Source organism: Martinezella sp. CNPSo 3964 (assembly GCF_057784375.1).
The window spans coordinates 32,897-57,146 of sequence record NZ_JBXSOW010000004.1; the positions used below are offsets into that span (position 1 = coordinate 32,897).

Genomic DNA, 24,250 nt, shown 5'->3' on the forward strand with positions numbered 1-24,250 from the left:
CCCCTCCCATCGATCCTTCGTCAGCGATCAACGACAAGATCGCTAAGCGGCTTCGAACAGCAAGGTAGGAACATCCCGGCGTCGATTTCGCGCTGTCTGATCCCGCCATTGTGGTTCATTTCGACAGAGCCCGAGACGAGCTTCGACTTGCACGTGCCGCACATGCCATTCGAACAGGACGAAGGAAGCCTGATGCTGCCCTTCTTCGCGGCTGCGAGTACCGTCTGATCGGAAGAGACTTGCAGCGTTCGCTTCTGCTTCGAAAATTCGACCTGATAGACCTTCTGGGCAGGCTGTTGCTCGACGTCCAGCCCAGGTTCGTCGATGACAGCCGCATCGAAGCTCTCTTCGATATAGTTTGACGCGGGGACGCCGAGTGCGGTGGTAATCGAGCGGGCTGCGGCCATAAAAGGTGCCGGACCACAGCACATGACGACCCGCTCGGCGATGTCGGGAACCGCGAGCTTGAGGAATTCGGCCGAGATCCGGCCGGTCAGCCCTGGCCAAGCCGGTTCGCCAACCACTGTCTCCGGCAGGAAATGGAGACGCAGACCTTTCATCCGCGCTGCGAGACCGGAAAGGTCATGGCGGAAGATGAGGTCGGTAGGCGTGCGCGCTGCGTGAAGGAAAACGATATCCGAGGGTTCGTATCGATCCGCCAGATCGCGCGTGATCGACATGACGGGCGTGATGCCCGACCCACCCGAGAGCAGCAGGAGTTTAGCCTTTTCCCCTTTCGGGCGGATGAAGTGACCGAGCGGTCCCTGACCCCTGACCGTCATGCCGGCAGCCATGTTGTCGTGCAGCCAGTTCGAGACCTTGCCGCCGGGTACGCGCTTGACCGTGACGGTGAACGCGTTGCCGCGGTGGGGCGACGACGAGATGCTGTAACAGCGGGCTTCACCATCCGAACCCATCGGGAAGTCGAACAGAAAGTACTGCCCGGCATCGAAGCTGAAGCGCTTGCCTTCCGGAGATGCGAACGTGAAGCTCTTCACGTCATGCGTCTCCTGGTGCACGTCGATGCATACAAGCGTTTCGTCGTGCTCCGGATCCCAAACAGCGGCCTGACCGCGCTGCATTTGAGCGAACTCAATACCCATGGGCGCGCATCCGATCAATGTACCACGCCGCGAACTTGTCCAGGTTGGTTTCCGAGAACCGAGAATAGGGGCCGGGTTGGTAAGCTGGGTCGAGCGCGCCGGCATGCGAGCGGGCAACGAGGTCCGCATCCTGGTCCGTCGTGGCGATCCAGACGTCGGTGAGCTTGTCGAGGTCGTAGTCCTTGCCTTCGACAGCGTCCTTATGGACGAGCCATTTGGTTCTGACGAGCGTCTTGCCAGCCGACAGCGGGATGACGGTTGCGACCACGGCGTGATCGCCCATGAAGTGGTTCCAGCTATTGTGACCCCAAAGATGCGTATCGCCGAGATCCTTGCGGGTCATCTGGCCAAGCAGTTTCGACGATGCCGCAGTCGCATCATGTGTCTGGGATTCGCCGGCACCCGCAATGATCAGGCGCTGGGTGCGGAAGTTCGTGGCGCAATCGACGAGCTGCTCGACCGCCGCCGACGGAAAGCCATCCGCCTCCCAGGCTTTTGTCCGTTCGTCGTAGAGCCGGAAATGCTCGGCGGCCTGCTCGCGGTCCTCAGGGTTCAGCGTCTCCGGATCGAAGCCGAAGTCGAGGTCGACGAAGGATACGCAGAGCTCGGGATGATTGGCGGAACAGTGGTAGCACTCGCGATTGTTTTCCATCGTGAGCTTCCAGTTACCGTCCTCGATGACGTCGGTCTGATAAGCGACCTTGGCATTGCGAATGTCGTAGGGTGCAAGGCGTTCGATCATTGCTTGTTCGAGGGCCGCGATGTCTTCCGGCGGATTGTCGGAGAGGCATACATAGATCAGGCCGCCGATAGACTTGAAGTTCACCGGCTTCAGGCTGTGACACTGCTTGTCCAGATCCCTGCCCATGTGTGGCGCGTAGCTTAGCTCGCCGGTCAATTCATACGTCCATGTATGATAGGGACAGACGAGCTTCGAGACGATCGTCTTGCCAGCATCAAGCAGGCGCGATCCGCGGTGGCGACAGACGTTGTGAAGCACGCGGATCTCGTCATCGTCGTCGCGAAGCAGGATCAGGCTGGTCTTGCCGATATCGACAACGGTGGCGTCGCCTGGTTCCGGCACGTCGCAATCGAGGCCGACACAGATCCAGTGCTTGTGGAAGAAGACGTCGATATCGGCCTCGAAGACATCCTCGCGGATATAGAGGCCGGCAGGCAGGGAATAACCATCGGCGCGTGCTTCAAGGAGGGCAGAGATGGAAGATGGGAGCCTGTTTAGCATGATAACCTCTTATGCCTCGACGGTCCGCAGTTTGCCCTTGCATCGGCTATGCTTCAACGGCATTAATTTTCTGCAATCCATAACTTTATGTAATGCGAGGGATGTTTGATGAACTTTCGGCGGCGAATTCCGTCCCTAACGGCATTGATGACGCTCGAGGCCGTTCTGCGGCATCGGAGCTTTACCGCGGCTGCGGCCGAGCTTGGCGTCACGCAGGCAGCTGTCAGTCGCCAGATCGCAACGTTGGAGGAGGAACTCGGGCTACCGATGTTCGTACGCAAGCACCGCGCCATCGAACCGACCGCGGAATGCCTCACCCTGGGAACGACGCTTGCTCAGAGCTTCGCGAACATTGCGGACACGATCGACGCGGTCAGGTCCTCCCAGCAGAACGTGGTGACGATCGGCGCGACCGTCGCTTTCTCCTCCTTCTGGCTACTTCCACGCTTGGCAGAGTTTCGGCGGGAGAACGCGGGCGTGCAGATCAGGGTCGTCTCGCAGGATGCAAGAATTGATCTGGACGCCGGCGATATCGATATCGCCATTCGTTATGGGAGGCCGCCATTCGCCGACGCGAAGGTGGTTGCCTCCCAGGAGGACTTTGTCGTCCCTGTATGTTCGCCCGATTATCTCCACCGGCGTCCGTCCGGCAATCTCAGCGAAACCGACGAATTTATCGAGACAGACGTGCATGACAGATCATGGCTGTCCTGGCCGCAATGGGCCGAGGAGACAGGCCGGGCTTTGCGAATAAGGCCGCATCTTCGCTTCAATCACTATACGGAGGCGATCGCGGCCGCACGCGCCGGGCAGGGGATCGCGCTAGGCTGGCGTCTTCTTATCCAGACCTTCCTGGAGGACGGCACGCTCGTCGCCTTGGAAGTGGCCGAGATGCCCACCGAGGACCGGTATTATGTTCTGCTCCCGGCCAGAACACGCCGCAAGCCTGCGGCGGAGCATGCTGCGAATTGGCTTGCCAACGCGCTGACGCGGTAGGGCGAGCACGGACTGACAAGGAATGCCAGCGGAGCCTTTCGCATGACAAGCCGTCGGGAAACGGGCATCGTCGAGCATAGTCACCGGTTTCGCGCGGTCATCTCCTTCCGAAATGCAGCGGGGCTTCTTGCGGTCCATTTTCGGAATGCCCGATGGAAGGCGCTGGGTTCGGAGAAGCCGAGGCGTGTCGCGATCTCCCCGACGCCGAACTCGGTCGTTTGCAGCATCTCGATTGCAAGATCGCGGCGAATTTCATCCCTGATGGCGGCATAGTTCTGGCCCTCGGCATGCAGGCGATGCCGCAGCGTCGAAGGAGACATGCGCATTTGTGCGGCCAAATCATCGAATGCTTTCCATGAGGCAGGTGGCAATTGGCGGAGCCGCTTGCGCACGCTCGCTGCAAGGCCGGCGTCATAGCGGTAACGCACGAGGATATTGGCCGGCGCATTGCGCAGAAATTGCTTCAGAGCCTGCTCGCTGCGCGTCACGGGCAGTTTCAGGAGGGAGGCATCGAAGGCAAGCCTGCTCGCCGGTTGCGAGAAGCGCACGGGCGCTCCGAAAAATTGCCGGTAGTCGGCGCCATGCCCCGGCTCGGCGCAGCGAAAATCGACCATTCGCAGGGGAATGCGGCGCCCGATCAGCCAGCAGGCGATGCCGTGCAGCAAGATCCAGTAGGTCCGGTAGGCAAAGGCGGAGTGCGCGTCCTTCCCGTCGGTTAGCACAATATGCGCCAGCCCATCGACCACGTCGATATGCCCTTTCGGGTCCTCCAGCACAATGTTCAAAAACCGCAACGCCCGCCGCAGCGCCTGGTCGAGGGTCCTTGCATGCAACACGCAATGACAGAGCAGCGTGAAGCTGCCGCGACGCATGGGTCTGCCGCCCATGCCGAAGAACTCGTCGTCTATCTCGGCCGCGATCGCAAGCCAGAGCGCACCGTAGCTCTCCGCGGAGATCGGCACGTCGATCTGAGCGGACAGGCCGAGTGTCGCCAGCAATCGTTCGGGAGATTTCCCCTGCCGCCGAAGGCAGTCGATGGCCTCTTTCACGAAGAAAGGTGATATCATTCGCCGTGCGGTTTCCGTCATCGTCAGGACCTGCGAAATATGGTAAAACTGGCCGATGATTTGAGACGCTTTTGTCATCGAATGCAATATCGTGCGACGATAAGCTTGGGCGAGGCGCAAGGTGAATCGCGCGCTGCCGGGGATACGATACTGCGGGCGACTGCACGAAGCGTGGAGGCCCTCGGTTGAAATCGACTGCGCTGGAGGAGAGCGACCATGTTGATCCAGGGAAAAACCTTCGTCGTTACCGGTGGTGGCTCGGGCCTTGGGGCGGCAGTTGCGCGAATGCTGACAGGTGAAGGCGCGAACGTGGTCATTGCCGATGTCAATGACGATGCTGGTGCCGGCATTGTCGGCGAACTTGGGGCGCGCGCAACCTTTATCAGGACTGACGTCACGCAGGAGAAGGACGCTCAAGCCGCGATCGACACGGCGCTGGAACGCTTCGGTCATCTGCACGGCCTGGTCAATTGCGCCGGCGTCGCGCCCGGCGAAAAAGTGATCGGCCGCAATGGCCCGCACCGGCTCGACAGCTTTGCCCGCGCAATCGGCATCAATCTTATCGGCACGTTCAACATGATCCGGCTCGCTGCCGCGGCAATCGTCAAGGGAGAACCTGACGCGGAGGGCGAGCGTGGCGTCATCATCAATACGGCCTCGATTGCTGCTTTCGATGGGCAGGTCGGTCAGGCGGCCTATGCGGCCTCCAAGGGTGGCGTCGCCGCCATGACACTGCCGATCGCCCGGGAATTGGCCCGCAGCGGCATTCGCGTCGTCACCATCGCGCCGGGTATTTTCGAGACGCCGATGATGGCCGGCATGCCGCAGGAAGTACAGGATTCACTCAGCAAGAGCGTACCCTTTCCACCGCGCTTCGGAAGGCCGGTGGAATTTGCCGCACTGGTACGCCACATCTGTGAGAACACTATGTTGAATGGCGAAGTCATCCGCCTCGATGGTGCTTTGCGCATGGCGCCACACTGAGGCAAGCTCGGCACGGGAGGTTTTGATATGACGCGAGAAGATCCAATCGTCATCGTTGGTTCAGCCCGTACGCCAATGGGCGGCTTCCAGGGCGATCTTAAAGATGCCACTGCGCCGGAGCTCGGTGCCGCCGCTATCCGTGCTGCGCTCGATCGAAGCGGTATCAGCCCGGAGGCCGTGGAGGAAACGGTCTTCGGTTGCGTTCTGCCAGCGGGACAGGGTCAGGCGCCGGCGAGACAAGCAGCAATCGGGGCTGGCCTGCCATTTGCCGCAGGGGCGACCACCGTCAACAAGATGTGCGGCTCCGGAATGAAGGCCGCCATGCTGGCGCATGATCTGATCGCGGCCGGCAGCGTATCGGTCGCGGTTGCCGGGGGCATGGAGAGCATGACGAATGCGCCTTACCTGCTCGACCGGGCGCGCAGCGGCTACCGGCTCGGGCATGGCCGCGTCATCGACCATATGTTTCTGGATGGGTTGGAAGATGCCTATGACAAGGGTCGCCTCATGGGCACCTTCGCCGAGGATTGTGCCGAAGCCTACCAGTTCACCCGCGCGGCACAGGACGACTACGCGGTCACATCCCTGACCCGCGCCCGAAATGCGATCGAAGAGGGCGCATTCGATGCCGAGATCATTCCCGTCACGGTGAAGGCAGGGCGGTCCGAGTTCATCGTCAGCCGCGACGAGCAGCCGGGCAAGGCGAAGCCGGAAAAGATTCCGACGCTCAAGCCCGCCTTCCGCGAAAACGGCACGGTAACCGCCGCGAATGCCTCTTCCATATCCGATGGCGCCGCCGCGCTGGTACTGATGCGGCGCTCCCAGGCAGAGCGCGAGGGCATATCACCGCTTGCCACCATCGTCGGCCATGCGACGCATTCGCAGGCACCCAATCTTTTTGCGACCGCGCCGATCGGCGCGTTGCGCAAGCTCGGCGAGCGTACCGGTTGGAACCTTGGGGATGTCGACCTGTTCGAGATCAACGAGGCCTTTGCCGTCGTCGCCATGGCGGCGATGCGCGATCTCGACTTGCCGCATGACAAGGTCAATGTTCACGGCGGCGCCTGCGCGCTCGGCCATCCGATCGGGGCATCCGGCGCGCGCGTGCTCGTCACCCTGCTTTCGGCGCTGAAGCGTCATGGCATGAAGCGCGGCATGGCGACGCTCTGCATCGGCGGCGGCGAGGCAACGGCGATGGCCGTCGAACTGAACTGAGCTGAACGGTTTCGAGGAGGAGACCGGAAATGATTCTGACAGAAGACCAGATCCAGATCCGCGACATGGCGCGCGATTTTGCCCGCGAGCGGCTGGCGCCGGGTGCTGCGGAGCGCGACGAGAAAAGCCGCTTCCCTCGTGAAGAACTGAAGGAGATGGGCGAGCTTGGTTTCCTCGGCATGCTTGTGCCCGAAGCCTATGGCGGCTCGGAGACGGGTGTGATCGCCTATGCTGTGGCGCTCGAGGAGATCGCCGCCGGAGACGGTCCTTGCTCCACCATCATGAGTGTGCACAGCTCCGTCGGCTGCGTGCCGATCCTGAAATACGGCACGGAGGAGCAGAAGCAGCGTTTCCTGCCGAAGCTGGCAAGCGGCGAATGGATCGGCGGCTTTGCCCTGACCGAGCCACAGGCTGGCTCCGACGCCTCGAACCTGAAGACACGCGCCCGCCGCGACGGCGACCACTATGTCATCGATGGCGCAAAGCAGTTCATTACCTCTGGCAAGAACGGCAATGTCATCATCGTCTTCGCTGTCACCGATCCCGATGCCGGCAAGAAGGGCATTTCCGCCTTCATCGTACCGACCGATACGCTCGGCTATGAAGTCGTGCGCGTCGAACACAAGCTCGGCCTGCATTCGTCCGATACATGCCAGATCGCCTTTACCGGCATGCGCATCCCTGCCGAAAATCGGCTCGGTGCGGAGGGCGACGGCTACAGGATAGCCCTGTCGAACCTCGAGGGTGGGCGCATTGGCATCGCATCGCAATCCGTGGGCATGGCGCGCGCGGCTTTCGAGGCGGCGCGTGATTATGCCCGCGAGCGCACCGCTTTCGGCTCGCCGATCATCGATCATCAGGCGGTGGCTTTCCGGCTTGCCGACATGGCGACGCAGATCGAGGTGGCCCGCCAGATGGTGCTGCACGCAGCGCAGTTGAAGGAGGAGGGGCAACCCTGCCTCACCGAAGCCTCGATGGCCAAGCTGTTCGCCTCGGAGATGGCCGAAAAGGTCTGCTCCGATGCGATCCAGATCCATGGCGGCTACGGATACATGGCGGATTATCCGGTCGAGCGCATCTATCGCGATGTTCGCATCTGTCAGATTTATGAGGGAACGAGCGATGTTCAGCGCATCGTTATCGCGCGCAACTTATAGTATGTTTTCCTAGAATGTTTGCGGCTGTGCCCGCCGTGGGGAGCAACGGGCGGGGCGGTCGACAAGGGAGGTATCACAGGACATGAACGAGGTTCCAAATCTGAGCCTGCACGTGCCAGAGCCGGCGGTCCGGCCCGGCGGCCAGCCGGATTTCTCCAACGTCAAGATCGCCAAAGCCGGTGCCGTACCAAAGCCGGTGGTCGACGTGGCGCCGGAAGAGATCCGCGATCTCGCCTATTCCATTATCCGCGTTCTCAATCGCGACGGCGAGGCGGTCGGTCCATGGGCTGGGCTGCTCTCCGATGAGGAGTTGCTGACGGGCCTGCGCAACATGATGAAGCTCAGGGCCTTCGACGCCCGCATGCTGATGGCGCAGCGGCAGGGAAAGACCTCCTTCTACATGCAGCATCTCGGCGAGGAGGCGGTCAGCTCCGCCTTCCGCAAGGCGTTGAACAAGGGAGACATGAATTTCCCGACCTACCGCCAGGCGGGGCTTCTGATTGCCGACGACTATCCGATGGTCGAGATGATGAACCAGATCTACTCGAATGAGGCGGACCCTTTGCGCGGCCGGCAGCTGCCAATCATGTATTCGTCGAAGGAGCATGGCTTCTTCACGATCTCCGGCAATCTTGCCACCCAATATGTGCAGGCCGTCGGCTGGGCGATGGCCTCGGCGATCAAGAACGACAACAAGATCGCTGCCGCCTGGATCGGCGACGGCTCGACTGCCGAATCCGATTTCCATTCCGCGCTGGTCTTCGCCTCCACCTACAAGGCGCCCGTCATCCTCAACATCGTCAACAACCAGTGGGCCATCTCAACCTTCCAAGGCATTGCCCGCGGCGGCTCCGGCACCTTTGCGGCCCGCGGCCTCGGCTTTGGTATCCCGGCGCTGCGTGTCGACGGCAACGACTATCTGGCCGTCTACGCCGTCGCCAAATGGGCGGCCGAGCGTGCCCGGCGCAATCTCGGGCCGACCCTGATCGAATATGTCACCTACCGCGTCGGTGCTCATTCCACCTCCGATGATCCGAGCGCGTACCGTCCGAAAACCGAATCCGAGGCCTGGCCGCTCGGTGATCCGGTGCTGCGGCTGAAGAAGCATCTGATCGTGCGCGGTGTCTGGTCGGAGGAACGCCACGCCCAGGCCGAGGCCGAAATTCTCGACGAGGTCATCGAGGCGCAGAAGCAGGCCGAGAGCCACGGTACGCTCCATGCCGGCGGCAAGCCGTCCGTGCGCGACATTTTCGAAGGCGTCTACGCGGAAATGCCCCCCCATATCCGCCGCCAGCGGCAGAAGGCAGGGTACTGACATGGCAAGAATGACAATGATCGAGGCCGTTCGCAGCGCCATGGACGTCTCGATGGGGCGTGACGACGATGTCGTCGTTTTCGGCGAGGACGTCGGCTATTTCGGCGGTGTTTTCCGCGCCACGCAGGGACTCCAGGCCAAGTATGGCAAGACCCGCTGCTTCGATGCGCCGATCAACGAATCCGGCATCCTCGGCACCGCAATCGGCATGGCGGCTTACGGCCTCAAACCTTGCGTGGAAATACAGTTCGCCGATTACATGTACCCCGCCTATGATCAGATCACTCAGGAGGCGGCACGCATCCGCTACCGCTCCAACGGCGATTTCACCTGCCCGATCGTGGTCCGCATGCCGACTGGCGGCGGCATCTTTGGCGGCCAGACGCACAGCCAGAGCCCGGAAGCACTCTTCACCCATGTCTGCGGACTGAAGGTGATCGTGCCTTCCAACCCCTACGACGCCAAGGGCCTGTTGATCGCGGCGATCGAAGATCCGGACCCGGTGATGTTCCTCGAACCCAAGCGCCTCTATAACGGACCCTTCGACGGCCACCACGAACGGCCTGTTACCCCCTGGTCGAAGCACGATCTCGGCGAGGTTCCGGAAGGGCATTACACGATCCCGATCGGCAAGGCGGAAATCCGCCGGTCCGGCAGTGCAGTCACGGTCGTGGCCTATGGCACGATGGTGCATGTGGCGCTCGCCGCGGCGGAAGAGACGGGGACCGACGCCGAGGTAATCGACCTGCGCAGCCTCTTGCCGCTCGATCTCGACACCATCGTCCAATCGGTGAAGAAGACCGGCCGCTGCGTCGTCGTGCATGAGGCGACGCTCACCTCCGGCTTCGGCGGCGAAATCGCTTCGCTGGTTCAGGAATACTGCTTCTACAGTCTCGAGGCGCCGATCGTGCGCGTAACCGGCTGGGACACGCCTTATCCGCACGCGCAGGAATGGGACTACTTCCCTGGTCCCGCCCGCGTCGGCCGGGCACTGAAAGAAGTGATGGAGGGCTGAGGATGGGCGAGTTTGTCATCAAGATGCCCGATGTGGGCGAAGGCGTGGCCGAGGCGGAGCTGGTCGAATGGCATGTCAAGCCGGGGGACCCGGTGCGCGAGGACATGATTCTCGCTGCTGTAATGACTGACAAGGCGACGGTGGAAATTCCCTCTCCGGTCGAAGGTGTCGTGCTCTGGCTTGGCGCCGATGTTGGCGATACGGTCGCTGTCAAGGCGCCGTTGCTGCGTATCCAGGTCGCCGGGGATCGTGGGAGTGAAGCCGGCGTGGCTTCCTCCGCTACGAATGAGCCGCCTGCGAAGGTCGAGCTCGCGAAAGAGAAGCCTGTAGAGGCTAAGCCGGCCGCGCCGCCTCCGGCCAGGCCGGCTACCGAGACCAAGGTCATTCAGCCGGAAAAAATCGCGGAGCGTCTCGCCGCTCGCGAGCCGGCAGAGCGGCCGCTGGCTTCGCCTGCCGTGCGTTTGCGGGCTCAGGAGGCCGGCGTCGATCTGCGCCAGGTGATCGGTAAAGGCCCGGCTGGTCGCATCACGCATGAAGACCTCGATCAGTTCATTGCGCGGGGTGCCCAGCCCGTCGCCGTTGTCGCACCTGGGCTTGCCCGCAAGACAGACATCGAAGAGATCAAGGTCACTGGCCTGCGCCGTCGCATCGCCGAGAAGATGCGTCTCGCGAGCTCGCGCATCCCCCACATCACCTATGTGGAGGAGGTTGATGTCACAGACCTCGAGGATCTGCGCGGGACGATGAACGCCGGGCGCAAGCCTGACCAGCCGAAGCTGACGATCTTGCCGTTCCTGATGCGGGCGTTGGTCAAGACGATTGGCGAACAGCCTGGTGTCAATGCCACCTTTGACGACGATGCCGGCGTTGTCACCCGCTATGGCGCCGTCCATATCGGCATCGCCACGCAGACGCCATCTGGCCTCACCGTGCCAGTTGTTCGCCACGCCGAAGCAAGGTCGATCTGGGATGTTGCGGCCGAACTGGCCCGCCTCGCGGAGGCCGCCCGCAACGGTACCGCGGCACGCGAGGAGCTTTCTGGCTCCACGATCACCATCAGCTCGCTCGGCGCGCTTGGCGGCATTGTCACGACGCCGATTATCAACCATCCGGAAGTGGCGATCGTCGGCGTCAACAAGATCATGACCCGACCTGTCTGGGATGGCACCCAGTTCATCCCGCGCAAGATCATGAACCTCTCGTCGAGCTTCGACCATCGGATCGTCGACGGCTGGGATGCGGCAGTCTTCGTGCAGCGGATCAAGGCGCTGCTGGAAACCCCCGCACTGATCTTCATCGAAGGTTGATGACATGAAAGAAATCGTCTGCAAGCTCCTCGTCATCGGTGCCGGCCCCGGCGGCTATATCTGCGCCATTCGCGCCGGTCAGCTCGGTGTCGATACGGTGATCGTCGAATCTACCAAGGCTGGCGGCACCTGCCTGAACATCGGCTGCATTCCCTCCAAGGCGCTGATCCATGCGGCCGAGGAGTTCGAAAAGGTCAGCCACATGACCAGCCCCAATGCGCTCGGCATTACGGTCGAGGCACCCAAGCTTGATCTCGCCCAGACCATGCGCTGGAAGGACGGTATCGTCGGCCGGTTGAACAGCGGCGTGCTCGGTCTCTTGCGCAGGGCCAAGGTCAAGATCGTGCACGGACAGGCTAAATTCCGTGACGGCAAGACCGTCGAGGTCGAGACCGAGACCGGAACCCAGATCATCCGCGCCGAAGTGGTTGTCATTGCGACAGGCTCCGAACCCGTGGAGTTGCCGTCGCTGCCCTTCGGCGGAGCGATCCTCTCGTCCACGGAAGCGCTGTCGCTTCCGAGTGTCCCCAGCACGCTCGCCGTCGTTGGCGGCGGTTATATCGGCCTGGAACTCGGTACCGCCTTCGCCAAGATGGGTGCGAAGGTCACGGTGGTCGAGGCGATGGCGCAGATCCTGCCGCAGTATGATGCCGAACTCGTCAAACCGGTTGCCAAGCGCCTTAGTGAGCTTGGCGTGCATGTGCTGACGGGGGCAAAGGCGAAGGCCTATTCGGGAGAGGCGCTGCTGATCGAGACCGCTGCCGGAGAGGAGGAGCGGATCGCTGCAGACAAGGTTCTCGTCACCGTCGGGCGCAAGCCGCGCACAGAAGGTTGGGGTCTCGAAGAGCTCGATCTTGATCGCGCCGGCCGTTTCATCCGGATCGACGAGCACTGCCGCACGTCCATGCGCGGCGTCTATGCGATCGGCGACGTTACCGGCGAGCCGATGCTTGCCCATCGCGCCATGGCGCAGGGTGAGATGGTCGCGGAGATCGTTGCCGGCCGCAAGCGGGTCTGGGACAAGCGCGCGATCCCGGCTGTCTGCTTTACGGATCCGGAGATTGTTACCGCGGGACTGTCGCCTGAGGAGGCAAGGGTCCAAGGTTACGAAATCCGCGTCGGTCTCTTTCCGTTCAGTGCCAACGGCCGCGCGATGACGACCCAGTCGGAAGACGGCTTCGTGCGGGCGGTGGCGCGTGCGGACTCGAATCTGGTCCTTGGTCTGCAGGCAGTCGGTGCCGGTGTCTCGGAACTGTCAAGCGCGTTCTCGCTGGCGCTTGAGATGGGCGCCAGGCTGGAAGACATTGCTGGCACCATTCACGCCCATCCGACCCGCAGCGAAAGCCTGCAAGAGGCCGCGTTGAAGGCACTCGGCCATGCCCTGCACATCTGAGCTGGTGTCCGTGCGGATCATCACTTTTCTGGAGATTTTGGCGACCAAAGAATGGTTTCGGCCGTCTTCTCGTAGGCCATGCCCCCGGGATAGCTGATGACCTCCAATTGCAGTCCCCAGGGTGACTGGAAATAGAGAATGCTCTGTCCGGCATTCGGCCCGTCGCTGATGGGGAGCGGGCCGAGGCGGGTCGTGATGCCTTGCGCGTCGAGGTAAGCCTTGGCCGCCTGAATGTCTTCGACGTAAAGTCCGACATGGAAGGCGCCGATGTCGCTGTTCTTTTGTTCAAGGCGGCGCTGGTCCGGTGCTTCATATTCGAAGAGTTCCAGATTGGAGCCGTGACCGATGCGAATAAGGGCGGCACGCCTGATGCGGGCGCGTGGATGAGTGCCCAGCGCCCGGCGCATGAAATCGCCCTCATCATCACCGATCGGGCCGAATGTGTAGGCATGTTTGCAGCCGAGTATCCGGACGAAGAAATCCAGCGCTTCATCGAGATCGGGAACAGTGATGCCCGTGTGATCCTGCCCCAGAAGGCCCGGCAACCCCGTGCTTGCGACATTTGTCATGCAACTCCCCTTTTATGTGGTTCTCTGAGCCTGATCGCGCGTTCGCCGCTATTTTCTACCGAAAGTCTCGGTTCGCAAGTCATGCGATCAATGTTGGTTGCGTCGAGCTTACCTTATGTCCAAATCCGGCCGAATAAGGCGGCTCTTCAAAACCTCGGGACACTCTGTCGCAGGGATCGAAGCATTGCCGATTGCCGCAATGGCCGGCATACGATTAAGGCAGGCATTTGCTTGGGGGAGCGAAAACGGTGGCAGTCGATTTCAATTCGGAACTTCACGCGCGACCATCGATCTACTTTTCGGGTCCGGCGCTCGTCGAGCATATAGCTCTGTCGGGCACGTCACCGTCGATCTCAGACCTGAGCCACCGCGTCGTCGTTGCCGAGGATGCAATCGAAGGTCCTCGAACACAGATCGAATTTCACACCGAGTTCGTCACCGTCACCCGGGTTACGCCTCTTGAGGCCGATCCCTCGATCTGGCCTTCGGGCTCCCTGGAGATCGATGAGGCGGCACGGGTCGCCGGTCTGGCCGACTGGTCATTCATCTGCCGACTGGAAATTCTCATTTGCGGATCGGCGCCGAGCGAACTCGGACCTCTCCTTTCGACGTTCCAATTCGGCGATACGGCGGCGTCCACCATTGGCGGCGGAGCGGCACTCGTTTGTTCGGACTTTCGCGTCGGAGAGAGGGGTACCAGCCGGACGATCCTCTTCAATCATGACCTCAACGCCTACCGGCTCGGCCGCATGGTGCGCAGAATATATGAAATCGAGACCTATCGCGTCATGGCGCTTTTGGGCTTCCCGGAGGCGCGGCGGCTTGGTCCTGTTCTTGGTGGCTACGACCGAAAGCTTGTCGAGTTGACCAATCGGCACGTGTCGACTTCCGCGGAAGACCATAAGCGACTGCTCGATGAAATTTCTCAGCTTTCCGCAGAGGTGATCTCCGCGGCGGCGCAGACGCGCAACCGCTTTGGCGCAACGGCCGCATATGCCAAGATCGTCGAGGAGCGCATAGCCGAGTTGCGCGAAACCCATGTCGCGGGTTTTCAGAGGTTTGGCGTGTTCGTCGCGCGCCGTTTCAAGCCCGCGATCAGAAGTTGTGAGGCGACTGCGCTGCGACTTGAGCAATTGTCGCATGCGACCATGCATTTGATCGACTTGCTCCAGACCCGTATCCAAGTGGAGATCGAGGTTCAGAACGCGATTCAGATCCAGGCCATGGCCGAGCGCGCCGAAACCCAGGTCAAGATCCAGCGTGCGGTGGAGGGTCTGTCGATCATCGCGATCAGCTACTATCTCCTGAGCCTGATCAAGGTCGCGATCGAGACGGCGGATCATGCCGGTATTCATATCGATCCAATCTACATGCTGATCTCTATTCCCGTGGTGATCGGAACGGTTGCCCTCGCGATCCTGAGGGTCCGGCACGCGCTGAAATCCTGAAGCCGTTCGGTACGCCTTCACACCGATGGGTGATCGTATCAGGCAAATGAAATATAATTGATATTTCTAATTTTGCGTTGCGATATCCATTCCGCGGCATTCATTCCGTCAAAATCGTTAAATTCCGAGAAATGCTTCCGGAGCTTTGTTGATGATTAAAAGTCATATTGGTTTTGGCGGTGACATCTATACCTGCGGATACCGAATTTTAATCAAGAATATCTAGCATCATCCTGATACAAGCGGCCTGGATCGTTGTTTGCCGCTTGCGGAATATTATTTCTGTCAGAGGCACGCGGGGGGCGCGCCGCGCGATCGCAACGCCACCCAACAAGGTGGTGATATGATTTTGAAATCCGCAACTAGCCGCAATATTTTCTCGGTCGCCGCGTGCGGCGTCATCGCAACGGTGGCCGCGTCCGCCATCCTGTTTGATTCAGCCTACACGACCGTTCGCCAATCGAGCCTCGACCAGATGCGCCAGATCGCGAGCACGACCGCAGCCGGATCGGAAAAGGCCCTTGGCACGGCGATTGCTGTCGTCAATTCGCTGGAGACCGTCCTTGCAACCATGAAGGACGCCGGCGATGCGAACCGAACAACCGCAGACGCAATCCTGAAAAATATGCTCGTGAATAATCCGATGGCCCTTGGTGTCTGGACGGGCTGGGAGCCGAATGCCTTCGATGGAAAGGACAGGGATTTCGTCGGCAAGGAAGGCCATGATGCCACCGGCCGCTATATTCCCTACTGGGTTCGTAGCGGCGGCCAGATCACCCATGTTCCTCTCGCGGACTACACGGTATCGGGTGCTGGCGACTATTATCAGCTACCCTTCACCCAGCAAAAGACCGTTGTCATCGAGCCATATTCCTATGCGATCGACGGCAAGCAGGTGCTGATGACCTCCATTGCCCAACCGATCATGATCGGCGGAAAGCCTGTGGGCGTGGCCGGCCTGGACATGGCCCTCGACGATGCCCAGAAGGCGATTTCCGCCATACACCCAATGGGGACCGGCTTCATGAGCCTGGTTACTGCTGGGGGCGGCATGATCAGCCACCCCGACGCGGCGCTGATCGGAAAGAACATAAAAGATGGCGGCGCCGAGACGGCCGGCTGGGACCAGCTGATCGCCAATCCCGGTAAGGAGCGCGAAATCACCAGCGCTGACGGCACTGCCTATTTTGCTGTTGCTGAGCCCGTAAAGCTGACCGATGCCATATCGTGGTACGCGATCGTTGCCGTACCGAAAGCCACGCTTTTTGCGCAGGTCAACAGTGTGGTCAGAAACGCAATAGCAGTGACCTCGATCGCCACTGTTCTCCTCGGTCTTGCCGGCTGGCTGATCGCGCGGCGCTTCATTCGCCGCATCGAGAATGTCATCGCTGAAACCGACCAGATTGCCAACGGTGATCTGAACGTCACGCTCAGGGATCGCGCGGCCCGCGACGAAATCGGCGACCTTTCCCGCTCATTGCACATCTTGCTGGAAAATAATCGCGAAAAGGTTCGGCTCGAAACAGAGGCCGAAACCAGCCGCGCCGCACAAGAGGCCGAGCAGGCGGAGCGTGTCCGCATCAGCGACGCCCAGGAAGCGGAAGTGAAATTCGCTGTTGGCGAGCTGGCCGCCGGGCTTGAGCAGCTTTCCGACGGAAACATGACCGCGCGGCTCAATCAGCCCTTCACCTCGGCCCTCGATGAAATTCGTGGCAATTTCAATGCCTCGGTCGAGAAACTGCAGGCGGCCATGATCTCCTTCTCCGAAAACGCGTCGGTGATTCAGTGCGGATCGGAGGAAATTCGCACGGGTGCGGATGATCTGGCCAGGCGAACTGAGCAGCAGGCAGCTTCCGTCGAGGAGACCGCCGCAGCGCTTGAACAGATCACGACTTCCATCAAGGATTCCACCACGCGTGCCGAAGAGGTCGCCGCACTGGTCGGTCGTACCAAGGATAGCGCCGAGAGGTCGGGTCAGATCGTTCATAGCGCGGTCGAGGCCATGAATGGCATTGAGCAGTCTTCCCAGTCCATTTCCAATATCATTGGCGTCATCGACGACATTGCTTTCCAGACCAATCTCTTGGCGCTGAATGCCGGCGTCGAGGCCGCGCGCGCGGGCGAGGCGGGCAAGGGCTTTGCGGTCGTTGCCCAGGAAGTCCGCGAGCTGGCGCAGCGTTCCGCCACGGCAGCAAAGGAAATCAAGGCCTTGATCCATTCGTCGGGCGATCAGGTCAAAAGAGGCGTCAATCTCGTCGGTCAGACGGGAGAGGCGCTTCGTGCGATCGTTCAGGAGGTGCAATCGATCGACAGCAATGTGCAGGCGATCGTGCAATCGGCAAGAGAACAATCGACCGGGCTTCAGGAGATCAACACCGCCGTCAATCAGATGGACCAGGCAACGCAGAAAAATGCCGCAATGGTCGAGGAATCCAATGCCGCGACCCATACGCTGGCAAGTGAAGTCTCATCGTTGTCCGCGCGTCTTGCTCAGTTCAAATTGGATCATACGGCAGGAAAGGTGGTGCAGCTGGCGGCTTCTCCCCGAGAGAAAGCTGCAACACCCCTGAAGACATCTGCAACTCCCAACAGGGGCGCGGAGCTTTCCGGTCAGAGAGCGTTGGGCGAGAAGTTGCGCTCCGCTTTTGGAAAGACTTCACCAGCGGCAAGTCCGGTATGGGAGGATTTCTGACAGCCTTACCTTCTCCGGGAGGGCGCTGTCCTATGAGCCGAATCGTAGCGTGAGACAGCACATCTTCTCAGGCCCTAGTCGATGACATTTGGGATCGACCGTTCAATGCGAACATCCAGGCGGATGACGCGCGTGCTGAGAATTTGAGATTCGCACAGGGTCTCGAAAACGGGCAGGAAAACCGGGCGAATGATCGTAAACCAGGAAGCGACATCGTCGATGCTTGCTCGGACGCTTGCGGTCTTGCCGCTTTCATCCTTGCCAAGGATCAACAGATTGCCAGCCAGCGGCGCGGGGTGGCCCTTCAAATCCGCTACGCTGGAAAGCCCGTCGGTAAGACTGTTATTGTCGGCATAGAGAAGATGAGAGTCCTCGATGCGAACGACATCGACCCCGTTGGAGCCGACCAACTTGTGGATGTGCTCGATCCGATTGCCGGCGGGAAGCATCACCGACCGGATTGTTCCGTCGGTTGTGCTTAAAAGATATGACTTGGCCTCAGGCAGGGGAATGCCTTCCGTTTGCCGTTCGATGAGGCGCGGCTCTGGCGCGGGAACAAGGCGGAGTCTCGTTCGTGCTCTTCTATAGGACTCGTATGGGGTATAATCATTCGCCATTCCCTTGCTACCTCGAGAATTAGCATTAGAAGATATTGTCCCCTATAGGCGTGAGCTTGTGCAACTTTTGCAAGCATCAAAATTCGTTCGGTGTGTTGCCTTTTCTTCAACGGCAGGGTGTCCTTGACAACCTCTGTCCGAATACGCAGCGATGCTTGTTTCCGCGGCCTCCGGAGTACTTTCGCAACGCATGGATAATGCCGAGCGCCGGCGCCACGGCATGTCGCTTACGAAAAAGGACACGAGCGCTGACATCTCGGGTTGCCGTGGAAAGCGCGATGTCTGCTACCTTTGATTGATAAATCCTGATGGAGACGAGGTAGTGCCATGATAGATGCGGTCGTCGTGCAGCGGGCAGCTTGCCCGGATAGAAGACTGACTACTCCAATGAATGCGGGGGTGCTTTTCCGGCTCGAACCGCGATCTCATCGAGATGTTCCTCAAAGTACCTGCGGGCAATGATGGATGTCATCGAGAGATTGCGCCTGGGATCAACGATCAGGGAAAGTACCATTGGCGGCAAGCCGCTGTCGGCTATGCGAGCGTAGTGTAATCCGTCCTCATGTGGGAGCGTCATGCCGGAAGCGAGCGCCGTAACCCCGTAACCGCAGCCTTCGCGGACCATGGAACGCATGAGCGACAGGCTGTTGGTCGTCAAGACGGGCTGAAAGCGGATATCGATGCGCGCCGCTGCAATGTCGACGACATCCCGTAGATGACTGCTGGTGTCGGGAACGATCGTCGGCTTCTTGAAGAATTCGCCTATGGAGATGCTGTCCGGTTGCTCTACGCCGGGATCTGCGGGCAGCATGGCGATGAGATGAAAGTCGGCGGAGCGCGTAACAATGACCCCCGGTAAGGGCAGGGGGCTGAAGGTCAGTCCGAAGTCTGCGCCTCCGTCCCTGACCAGCTGCCGGACGCGATCGGAATCCTCCACTGCGATCGCATTGCGGATACGAGGATGATCCTTCGTGAACCGCGCAATCACTGCGGGCAGAAAATCGGGCACGGTTTCTTGGGCGGCGGCTATTTTCACCTCGCCGCGGCGCAGCCCCTTCAGTTCTTCGATCTCGGATTTGATGCGGGAAAGGTCTTTATTCCATTCCCTGTAGCCGTTGACGAGCAGTTCGCCCGCCGATGTCAGCCGCATGCCGCGCGGCAGGCGCTCGAACAGGGCAACACCGAATTCCTCCTCGGCGCTGATGAGCTGCTTGTTGATCGCCGAAGCCGACACATTCAGCTTTTCCGCGGCTTTTCTGATCGAGCCATGGTTGGCGATCTCGTCGAGGTAGTGCGCGAAGCGAGAAAACATGAGTCTGCTCATTCGGGAGGTATACCTCGTTGAAGAAAAGGAAACACACCGGACGAATTTTGTTGGTTGTAAAAATTGTGTGACCTAGTGTCTATTAAGACAATAATTTGAATGCAATCAATGGTGCCAAGAAGGCCGCAAGTATGTATCTGGAGACCCCGCAAACCCATCAGGTACAGATTGCCGGCGAGAATTTCAGCCTGCCGATCGTCCAGCTGAGCGATCGGCGGGCAATCGCATTGCTGATGGTAATCGACATGGGTATCCGGTTCGGAGATCTCGTCGGCGACGCTCTTACCTGTCATTTTGCGCAGTTGCGGCCTGACATCGTCGTTGGAAGCGCCACCTTGGGCGTCCCTGTCGCCATCGAGGTCTCGCGGCGCCTTGGCATCGATCGATATGTAATCTTGCAGAAATCACCCAAATTTCACCTTGCGGACGCCTTGGTTGAGGATGTTCGCTCCATCACGACCGCAGTACCACAGCGTCTTCTGCTGGATCGCCGTTCGATAAAGCTGCTTCAAGGCAGACGTGTTCTCGTTGTCGATGATGTCATCGCTACCGGTTCCAGCATGGCGGCGGCAATCAGGCTTGTGCGTCGTGCCGGCGCAAACATAATTGGGGCGGGCGCCATTCTGACCGAAGGTCATTCTTGGCGGGACCTGCTCGGAGAGGACGCCAAGCTGGTGACCAGTCTGGGCCATATTCCGCAGTTTGATATTGTCGATGGAGTGGCGACGCCGGATGCCGCGACCGAAAAGGATGCTTGGACGAAAGACCGTGCTTTGGTCAACAAGCCTATCGGGCAGATCCGGCGGAGACGTTCCGTGGCCCAGAAAGACGTCGCGCGGATATAAGCATGGCGCCAGCGACTTGCTGAGCTATCTTTGCCACAACCATTGGGCGCCGTGCGAATGATTGGATTGGCCTGCCGATATTGCGTGTGTTACATCAGATTTCATATGCAATCATGAGTGGTTTTGTGATTTGAATTTCCTGTACGTCATTTGAGTTTTGGAGAGAACTTTCGTGAGCGGGCAATTCATTCCTATTTGCAATTCCAATCTGCGCGTTACGCTGCCTTATTTCCATCGTCCCCTGTGAGTTTTAGGGGCCAGAGCGATGACCTGTAAGGGACCCCGAGGGTCGATAGAGTGTGATGTCCTGGCCTCCGTTCGTGGTTGGACGGAGTGCGGGATTTGAGTGACGGGATGCGTCAATAAAAGAGCGCGAACTGCGCCTGAATGATCGCGGGGAGCCGTACCAATGGGTTTTCCGAGAATTTCTGGAAATTACTTTTTAAAGGGACCAAGATCATGCAACCAGCGACCGTATCACAAACAGACGGCAATACACTCTTTCCCATCGTTCTCTCGATCGTGGCAGCGGCTGCGACTGGCGTGCTTTGGGCCTATGCCAATCCGATCCAGCTCGTCCCCGGCGTCATTCAGTGGCGCATTTTCGCCTTCCTGCCATCGGTGATCGGCATTCTTCTCGGCTGGCGCAGCGGCTTCATTTGCGGCTATCTCGGCACCATCGTCTGGTCGCTTCTGGCCGGCACCTTCATACCTGCGCATTCGCTTCTCGTCGATGGCATCATGGTTGGCTTGACCGGCCTTGTGCCCGGGCTCCTTTTCGATCCGGCCAAGACGGCCTTCGATCGCAGCACGCTGATCAAGATTGCCGTCGTCTGCCTCGTCGTCGGACTGGTTATGGTGGCGGCGGTGTCTGCAAGCCTTGCCTATCTCGGCATTTTCCCGTTCTGGTGGGGTTTTGGTTATCTCGGCCTGTCCGACATCGTGCCCATGGTCGTCGGCACGCCGCTTCTAATCATCCCGGCCCTGAAAATTCTGAAGAGTGCTCATCCCACCGGTTTCAAGCGCTTCTGAACCGAATCTGGATCAACAAGTGCTCAATATTGCCAATCTGACGATTGGTTTCGGCGGTGCCGCACCGGTGCTTGCCGAAACCAATTGTATGCTCGACGAGGGGCAACGACTTCTCGTCTGTGGTGAAGCCGGCAGCGGCAAGTCGACATTGCTCGGCGTTGCCGCTGGCCTGATCCCGCGCCTTATTCCAGTTGCCGAATTCTCCGGGCAGGTGGAGCTTGATGGCCGTCCGTTGCTTTCCTTCACAAAGAAAGAGCTGTTCGGCGCGATCGGCTTCGTGTCGCAAAATAGCGAAGACCAGCTTTGGGATATCTGCGTTGAGGATGTCATCGCCTTTCCGCTGGAAAACAAGGGCGTCGAGCGAAACACGATCCGGGATCGGCTCGCCGAACTGATGACCGAGTTCGAATTGCAGGCCTTGAGCGGCCGTCGGGTTCTGACCCTTTCGGGGGGTGAACGGCGAATGGTCACCATTGCTGCGGCAATCGTCTCGAGCCCATCGATCCTTGTGCTGGACGAACCAACGACCGGGCTTGATCCGGCCGCGCGCGTGCGGCTCTCCAACATCCTGCAGAAAGTGCTGGACAGCACTCCGACATTGCTGATCTCGGAGCAGGACCCTTTGGCACTATGCACCGTGATAGACAGCATCGCTTTGCTGCGTCGCGGCGGCGTTTCTGCAAGCATGCCGGTGGAGACCGTACTTAGAGAGGATGCCGCCTGGATCGAGGCCGGCATTCTGCCGCCGATGCGTTCCCGGTCCGCGCGGCAGACCGTCGAGCCGGGCCGTCCGCTACTGACTGTTTCGGGATTGGCAAGCCAGCTTTCCCGCTCGCGTGGAAACCCGGTGCTGAAGGACGTCAGCTTCGATGTCCGGGCTGGAGAGGTGTTGGCGCTTATCGGCCGCAACGGCGCTGGCAAGACGACGCTGTTCAAATCGATCCTCGGGCTGGTGAAAACCACTTCGGGTTCCATTCTCCTCGACGGGACAAAGGCCGACGACTGGTCTGTCGCAGCGCGGGCGCGCAAGATCGCCTATATTCCCCAAAACATGCGCCATATTCTGTTCAACATGACAGTACTCGGTGAGGTGATCTTTGCGATTACGGCATCGAGTGCGTCGTCGAACGATCCGGCCGTCATTGCGCGCGCCACGGCGGCGCTGGAACGTTACGCGCTCTCCGAGCTGGCGGAAGCCAATCCGTTTGCTCTTTCGGCCCGCCAACAGGCGTTGCTGGGCCTTGCTTGCGCCGATGCGACCGGCGCGCTTGTTGCCATCATCGATGAGCCGTTATTGAGCAGAGACATCAAAGGCCGGCAAATGCTGGAACTTTTCATCTCGTCAATGCAGTCTTCGGGGCGGGCGGTCATGCTGATCTCGCATGATCTGGAACTGGTCGACGATCTGGCCACCCGCCTGATGATCCTCGACAATGGCACGATCGCGTTCGAGGGAGTGCCCGAAGACGGCTGGCAAAGCAGTCCCTTCCGTTCCCTGGGCTGGCAAGCGCCTTACGATATGACAGCATGGAGCATGGCATGACGCGGCTTCATGAGCTCAATTTCTTTATCAAGCTGGGAATTGCCTTCATCATCATGCTGGCCGCCTGGTTTGCCCCGGACTGGCGGTTCGGCGTACCCCTTGCTTTGATCTGCCTGGCCCTTCTATGGGGCTTGAAGGTCCCCGGTCTCCGTGGCTACGTCAACGGCGCCACGCTGCTGACAGGCATGGTCATGGTGAGCTGGATGATAAATCTCTGGCTACAGGGTCTTTCGACACCCGAGGCCTTGTCGGTCGCGGCGGCGATGGCCGCCAGGCTGGTGACGACGACAGCCGCCTTCTATTTCGTCATGGAGACAAGCTCGCCGGGCGAAATATTGGCGGCGGCAAGCGCTGCGCGGCTGCCGTCCATTGCCACGCTCGTCCTGTCGCTGACCTTCGGCGTCATTCCCATGCTGCGCGACGATTTCGAGCGCATTGCAGATGCTCAGCGTTCTCGCGGCATGGAGATCGACGATGTCAGCCTGCCGACGAAATTGCGCTTCGCGCTGGCACGCGGCATTCCGCTGCTCGTCCAGGCGATCCGCATGGCGCATGCCATCTCGTTTTCCCTCACCCTTTACGGGTATGATCTGAAACACAAGCGAACAACCTGGCGAGAAGTCGGCTTGATGGTCGAGCAACGCCTTAGCATGAAGGATAAGACCAATGACCTCTGAGACCATGGACCCGAGAACCGGACAGAACTGGAAGGTCGATGTTGCCGGCTATGCCGTTGATCTGCCAATCGTAGCGATCAAGCCGGATTTTGCCATTTCCCTCATGATGGTCATCGATCTCGGCGTGAAATTCGGCGAGCATGTCGGCGTCAAGCTTGCGGCCAAATTCGCATCGCTCAAGCCCGACATTGTGGTCGGCACGGCGACACTTGGTATTCCCGTCGCCATTGAAGTAACGCGTGCGCTCGGCCTCGACAATTATGTCGTCTTGCAGAAGTCGCCGAAGATCCATTTGGCAAATGCGCTGGAACAACGCATCTCGTCCATCACCTCCAAGGGCGAGCAGCGCTTGCTGCTGGACCGCGCGGCGATACCTCTTCTCAAGGGGAAGCGCGTGCTTGTCGTCGACGACGTGGTCGCCTCCGGGTCAAGCCTCAAGGGTTCGCTGGAACTGGTGCGCAAGGCCGGTGCCGAGGTCGTCGGCATTGGCGTTATCCTGACTGAGGCTGGCGATTGGAAGGAGACGCTGGGATCCGATTGCGACCTCATTCAGAGCCTCGCCCACATCCCCCAATTCTCCAATACCGGCAATTCGGCCTGGGAGCCAATTCCCGGCACGTGAGACCCGTTCCTGTGCTCAAATGGGGCATTTGGCTTCATCACAGGCGCCGGTTTATTGCGATCGCCATGCGGTGCGAACGATTGGCG

The 24,250-nt window shown here is 60.0% G+C and carries 21 protein-coding genes; 15 read left to right on the plus strand and 6 right to left on the minus strand.

All coding sequences use genetic code 11. The features are described from left to right. Nucleotides 1–20: 20 nt before the first annotated feature. Together AC13Q5_RS14090 and AC13Q5_RS14095 are read right to left on the minus strand one after the other, a co-directional pair. On the minus strand, nt 21–1,103 hold the full coding sequence (locus AC13Q5_RS14090) for an FAD-binding oxidoreductase (protein WP_457880384.1): 1,083 nt from the start codon (nt 1,101–1,103) through the stop codon (nt 21–23). Beyond that, nucleotides 1,093–2,346, minus strand: coding sequence for an aromatic ring-hydroxylating oxygenase subunit alpha (locus tag AC13Q5_RS14095; protein WP_457880383.1), 1,254 nt, complete (start codon nt 2,344–2,346; stop codon nt 1,093–1,095). The genes AC13Q5_RS14090 and AC13Q5_RS14095 overlap by 11 nt, the downstream gene beginning before the upstream one ends. A gap of 108 nt (nt 2,347–2,454) precedes the next feature. Here AC13Q5_RS14095 and AC13Q5_RS14100 point away from each other — a divergent pair, with 108 nt between their 5' ends. Continuing rightward, nucleotides 2,455–3,342, plus strand: a complete 888-nt coding sequence (locus tag AC13Q5_RS14100) for a LysR substrate-binding domain-containing protein (RefSeq protein WP_488502045.1) — start codon at nt 2,455–2,457, stop codon at nt 3,340–3,342. A gap of 80 nt (nt 3,343–3,422) precedes the next feature. On the opposite strand, the gene AC13Q5_RS14105 is transcribed toward AC13Q5_RS14100, so the two are convergent. Further along, a complete protein-coding gene (locus AC13Q5_RS14105; protein ID WP_488502046.1) occupies nt 3,423–4,487 on the minus strand; it encodes an AraC family transcriptional regulator in 1,065 nt (354 codons plus the stop codon). 138 nt (nt 4,488–4,625) lie between these two features. On the opposite strand from AC13Q5_RS14105, the gene AC13Q5_RS14110 reads away from it, so the two are divergent. The 7 genes from AC13Q5_RS14110 (at nt 4,626) to lpdA (ending at nt 12,795) form a co-directional block, all read left to right on the plus strand. Then, nucleotides 4,626–5,393: a 3-hydroxyacyl-CoA dehydrogenase gene (locus tag AC13Q5_RS14110; RefSeq protein ID WP_488502047.1), complete on the plus strand. Its 768-nt coding sequence runs from the start codon at nt 4,626–4,628 to the stop codon at nt 5,391–5,393. A 27-nt stretch (nt 5,394–5,420) separates the two neighbouring features. Beyond that, nucleotides 5,421–6,608 (plus strand): acetyl-CoA C-acyltransferase, encoded by a 1,188-nt coding sequence (locus AC13Q5_RS14115; protein WP_488502048.1) that lies wholly within the window; start codon nt 5,421–5,423, stop codon nt 6,606–6,608. A gap of 29 nt (nt 6,609–6,637) precedes the next feature. Continuing rightward, the gene (locus AC13Q5_RS14120) at nt 6,638–7,765 is read left to right on the plus strand and encodes an acyl-CoA dehydrogenase family protein (RefSeq protein ID WP_488502049.1); all 1,128 of its coding nucleotides are present in this window, start codon (nt 6,638–6,640) and stop codon (nt 7,763–7,765) included. Between the two features lie 82 nt (nt 7,766–7,847). After that, nucleotides 7,848–9,080: a 3-methyl-2-oxobutanoate dehydrogenase (2-methylpropanoyl-transferring) subunit alpha gene (locus tag AC13Q5_RS14125; RefSeq protein ID WP_075854368.1), complete on the plus strand. Its 1,233-nt coding sequence runs from the start codon at nt 7,848–7,850 to the stop codon at nt 9,078–9,080. A 1-nt stretch (nt 9,081) separates the two neighbouring features. Next, on the plus strand, nt 9,082–10,095 hold the full coding sequence (locus tag AC13Q5_RS14130) for an alpha-ketoacid dehydrogenase subunit beta (protein ID WP_488502050.1): 1,014 nt from the start codon (nt 9,082–9,084) through the stop codon (nt 10,093–10,095). Between the two features lie 2 nt (nt 10,096–10,097). After that, nucleotides 10,098–11,402: a dihydrolipoamide acetyltransferase family protein gene (locus AC13Q5_RS14135; RefSeq protein ID WP_488502051.1), complete on the plus strand. Its 1,305-nt coding sequence runs from the start codon at nt 10,098–10,100 to the stop codon at nt 11,400–11,402. 4 nt (nt 11,403–11,406) lie between these two features. After that, nucleotides 11,407–12,795, plus strand: a complete 1,389-nt coding sequence (gene lpdA / locus AC13Q5_RS14140; RefSeq protein WP_488502052.1) for a dihydrolipoyl dehydrogenase — start codon at nt 11,407–11,409, stop codon at nt 12,793–12,795. 20 nt (nt 12,796–12,815) lie between these two features. Here lpdA and AC13Q5_RS14145 read toward each other — a convergent pair whose 3' ends face one another. Beyond that, on the minus strand, nt 12,816–13,364 hold the full coding sequence (locus AC13Q5_RS14145) for a VOC family protein (protein WP_457880374.1): 549 nt from the start codon (nt 13,362–13,364) through the stop codon (nt 12,816–12,818). A gap of 248 nt (nt 13,365–13,612) precedes the next feature. Between AC13Q5_RS14145 and AC13Q5_RS14150 the strand changes: the two genes are divergently transcribed. Both AC13Q5_RS14150 and AC13Q5_RS14155 read left to right on the plus strand, forming a co-directional pair. Then, complete coding sequence (locus AC13Q5_RS14150; protein WP_488502053.1) at nt 13,613–14,812, plus strand: DUF3422 domain-containing protein; 1,200 nt, start codon at nt 13,613–13,615, stop codon at nt 14,810–14,812. A 343-nt stretch (nt 14,813–15,155) separates the two neighbouring features. Next, on the plus strand, nt 15,156–17,504 hold the full coding sequence (locus tag AC13Q5_RS14155) for a methyl-accepting chemotaxis protein (RefSeq protein WP_488502054.1): 2,349 nt from the start codon (nt 15,156–15,158) through the stop codon (nt 17,502–17,504). A 74-nt stretch (nt 17,505–17,578) separates the two neighbouring features. Here the strand turns inward: AC13Q5_RS14155 and AC13Q5_RS14160 are convergent, their stop codons facing one another. Together AC13Q5_RS14160 and AC13Q5_RS14165 are read right to left on the minus strand one after the other, a co-directional pair. Then, nucleotides 17,579–17,953, minus strand: coding sequence for a hypothetical protein (locus AC13Q5_RS14160; protein WP_487247465.1), 375 nt, complete (start codon nt 17,951–17,953; stop codon nt 17,579–17,581). Between the two features lie 547 nt (nt 17,954–18,500). Beyond that, nucleotides 18,501–19,433 carry a LysR family transcriptional regulator gene (locus AC13Q5_RS14165; RefSeq protein ID WP_457880368.1) on the minus strand — a complete coding sequence of 311 codons (933 nt, stop codon included), beginning with the start codon at nt 19,431–19,433 and terminating at the stop codon, nt 18,501–18,503. 143 nt (nt 19,434–19,576) lie between these two features. Here AC13Q5_RS14165 and AC13Q5_RS14170 point away from each other — a divergent pair, with 143 nt between their 5' ends. From AC13Q5_RS14170 to AC13Q5_RS14190, 5 genes are all read left to right on the plus strand, one after another. Next, the gene (locus AC13Q5_RS14170; protein WP_488502055.1) at nt 19,577–20,290 is read left to right on the plus strand and encodes a phosphoribosyltransferase family protein; all 714 of its coding nucleotides are present in this window, start codon (nt 19,577–19,579) and stop codon (nt 20,288–20,290) included. A gap of 459 nt (nt 20,291–20,749) precedes the next feature. Then, entirely contained in the window at nt 20,750–21,322 is a 573-nt protein-coding gene (locus tag AC13Q5_RS14175) for an aminotriazole resistance protein (RefSeq protein WP_075854359.1), read from the plus strand. 19 nt (nt 21,323–21,341) lie between these two features. After that, nucleotides 21,342–22,865 carry an ABC transporter ATP-binding protein gene (locus AC13Q5_RS14180; RefSeq protein ID WP_488502056.1) on the plus strand — a complete coding sequence of 508 codons (1,524 nt, stop codon included), beginning with the start codon at nt 21,342–21,344 and terminating at the stop codon, nt 22,863–22,865. After that, nucleotides 22,862–23,542: an energy-coupling factor transporter transmembrane component T family protein gene (locus AC13Q5_RS14185; protein ID WP_457880364.1), complete on the plus strand. Its 681-nt coding sequence runs from the start codon at nt 22,862–22,864 to the stop codon at nt 23,540–23,542. The genes AC13Q5_RS14180 and AC13Q5_RS14185 overlap by 4 nt, the downstream gene beginning before the upstream one ends. After that, nucleotides 23,532–24,164: a phosphoribosyltransferase family protein gene (locus AC13Q5_RS14190; protein ID WP_488502057.1), complete on the plus strand. Its 633-nt coding sequence runs from the start codon at nt 23,532–23,534 to the stop codon at nt 24,162–24,164. Before AC13Q5_RS14185 ends, AC13Q5_RS14190 begins: the two co-directional genes overlap by 11 nt. Nucleotides 24,165–24,250: the final 86 nt, after the last annotated feature.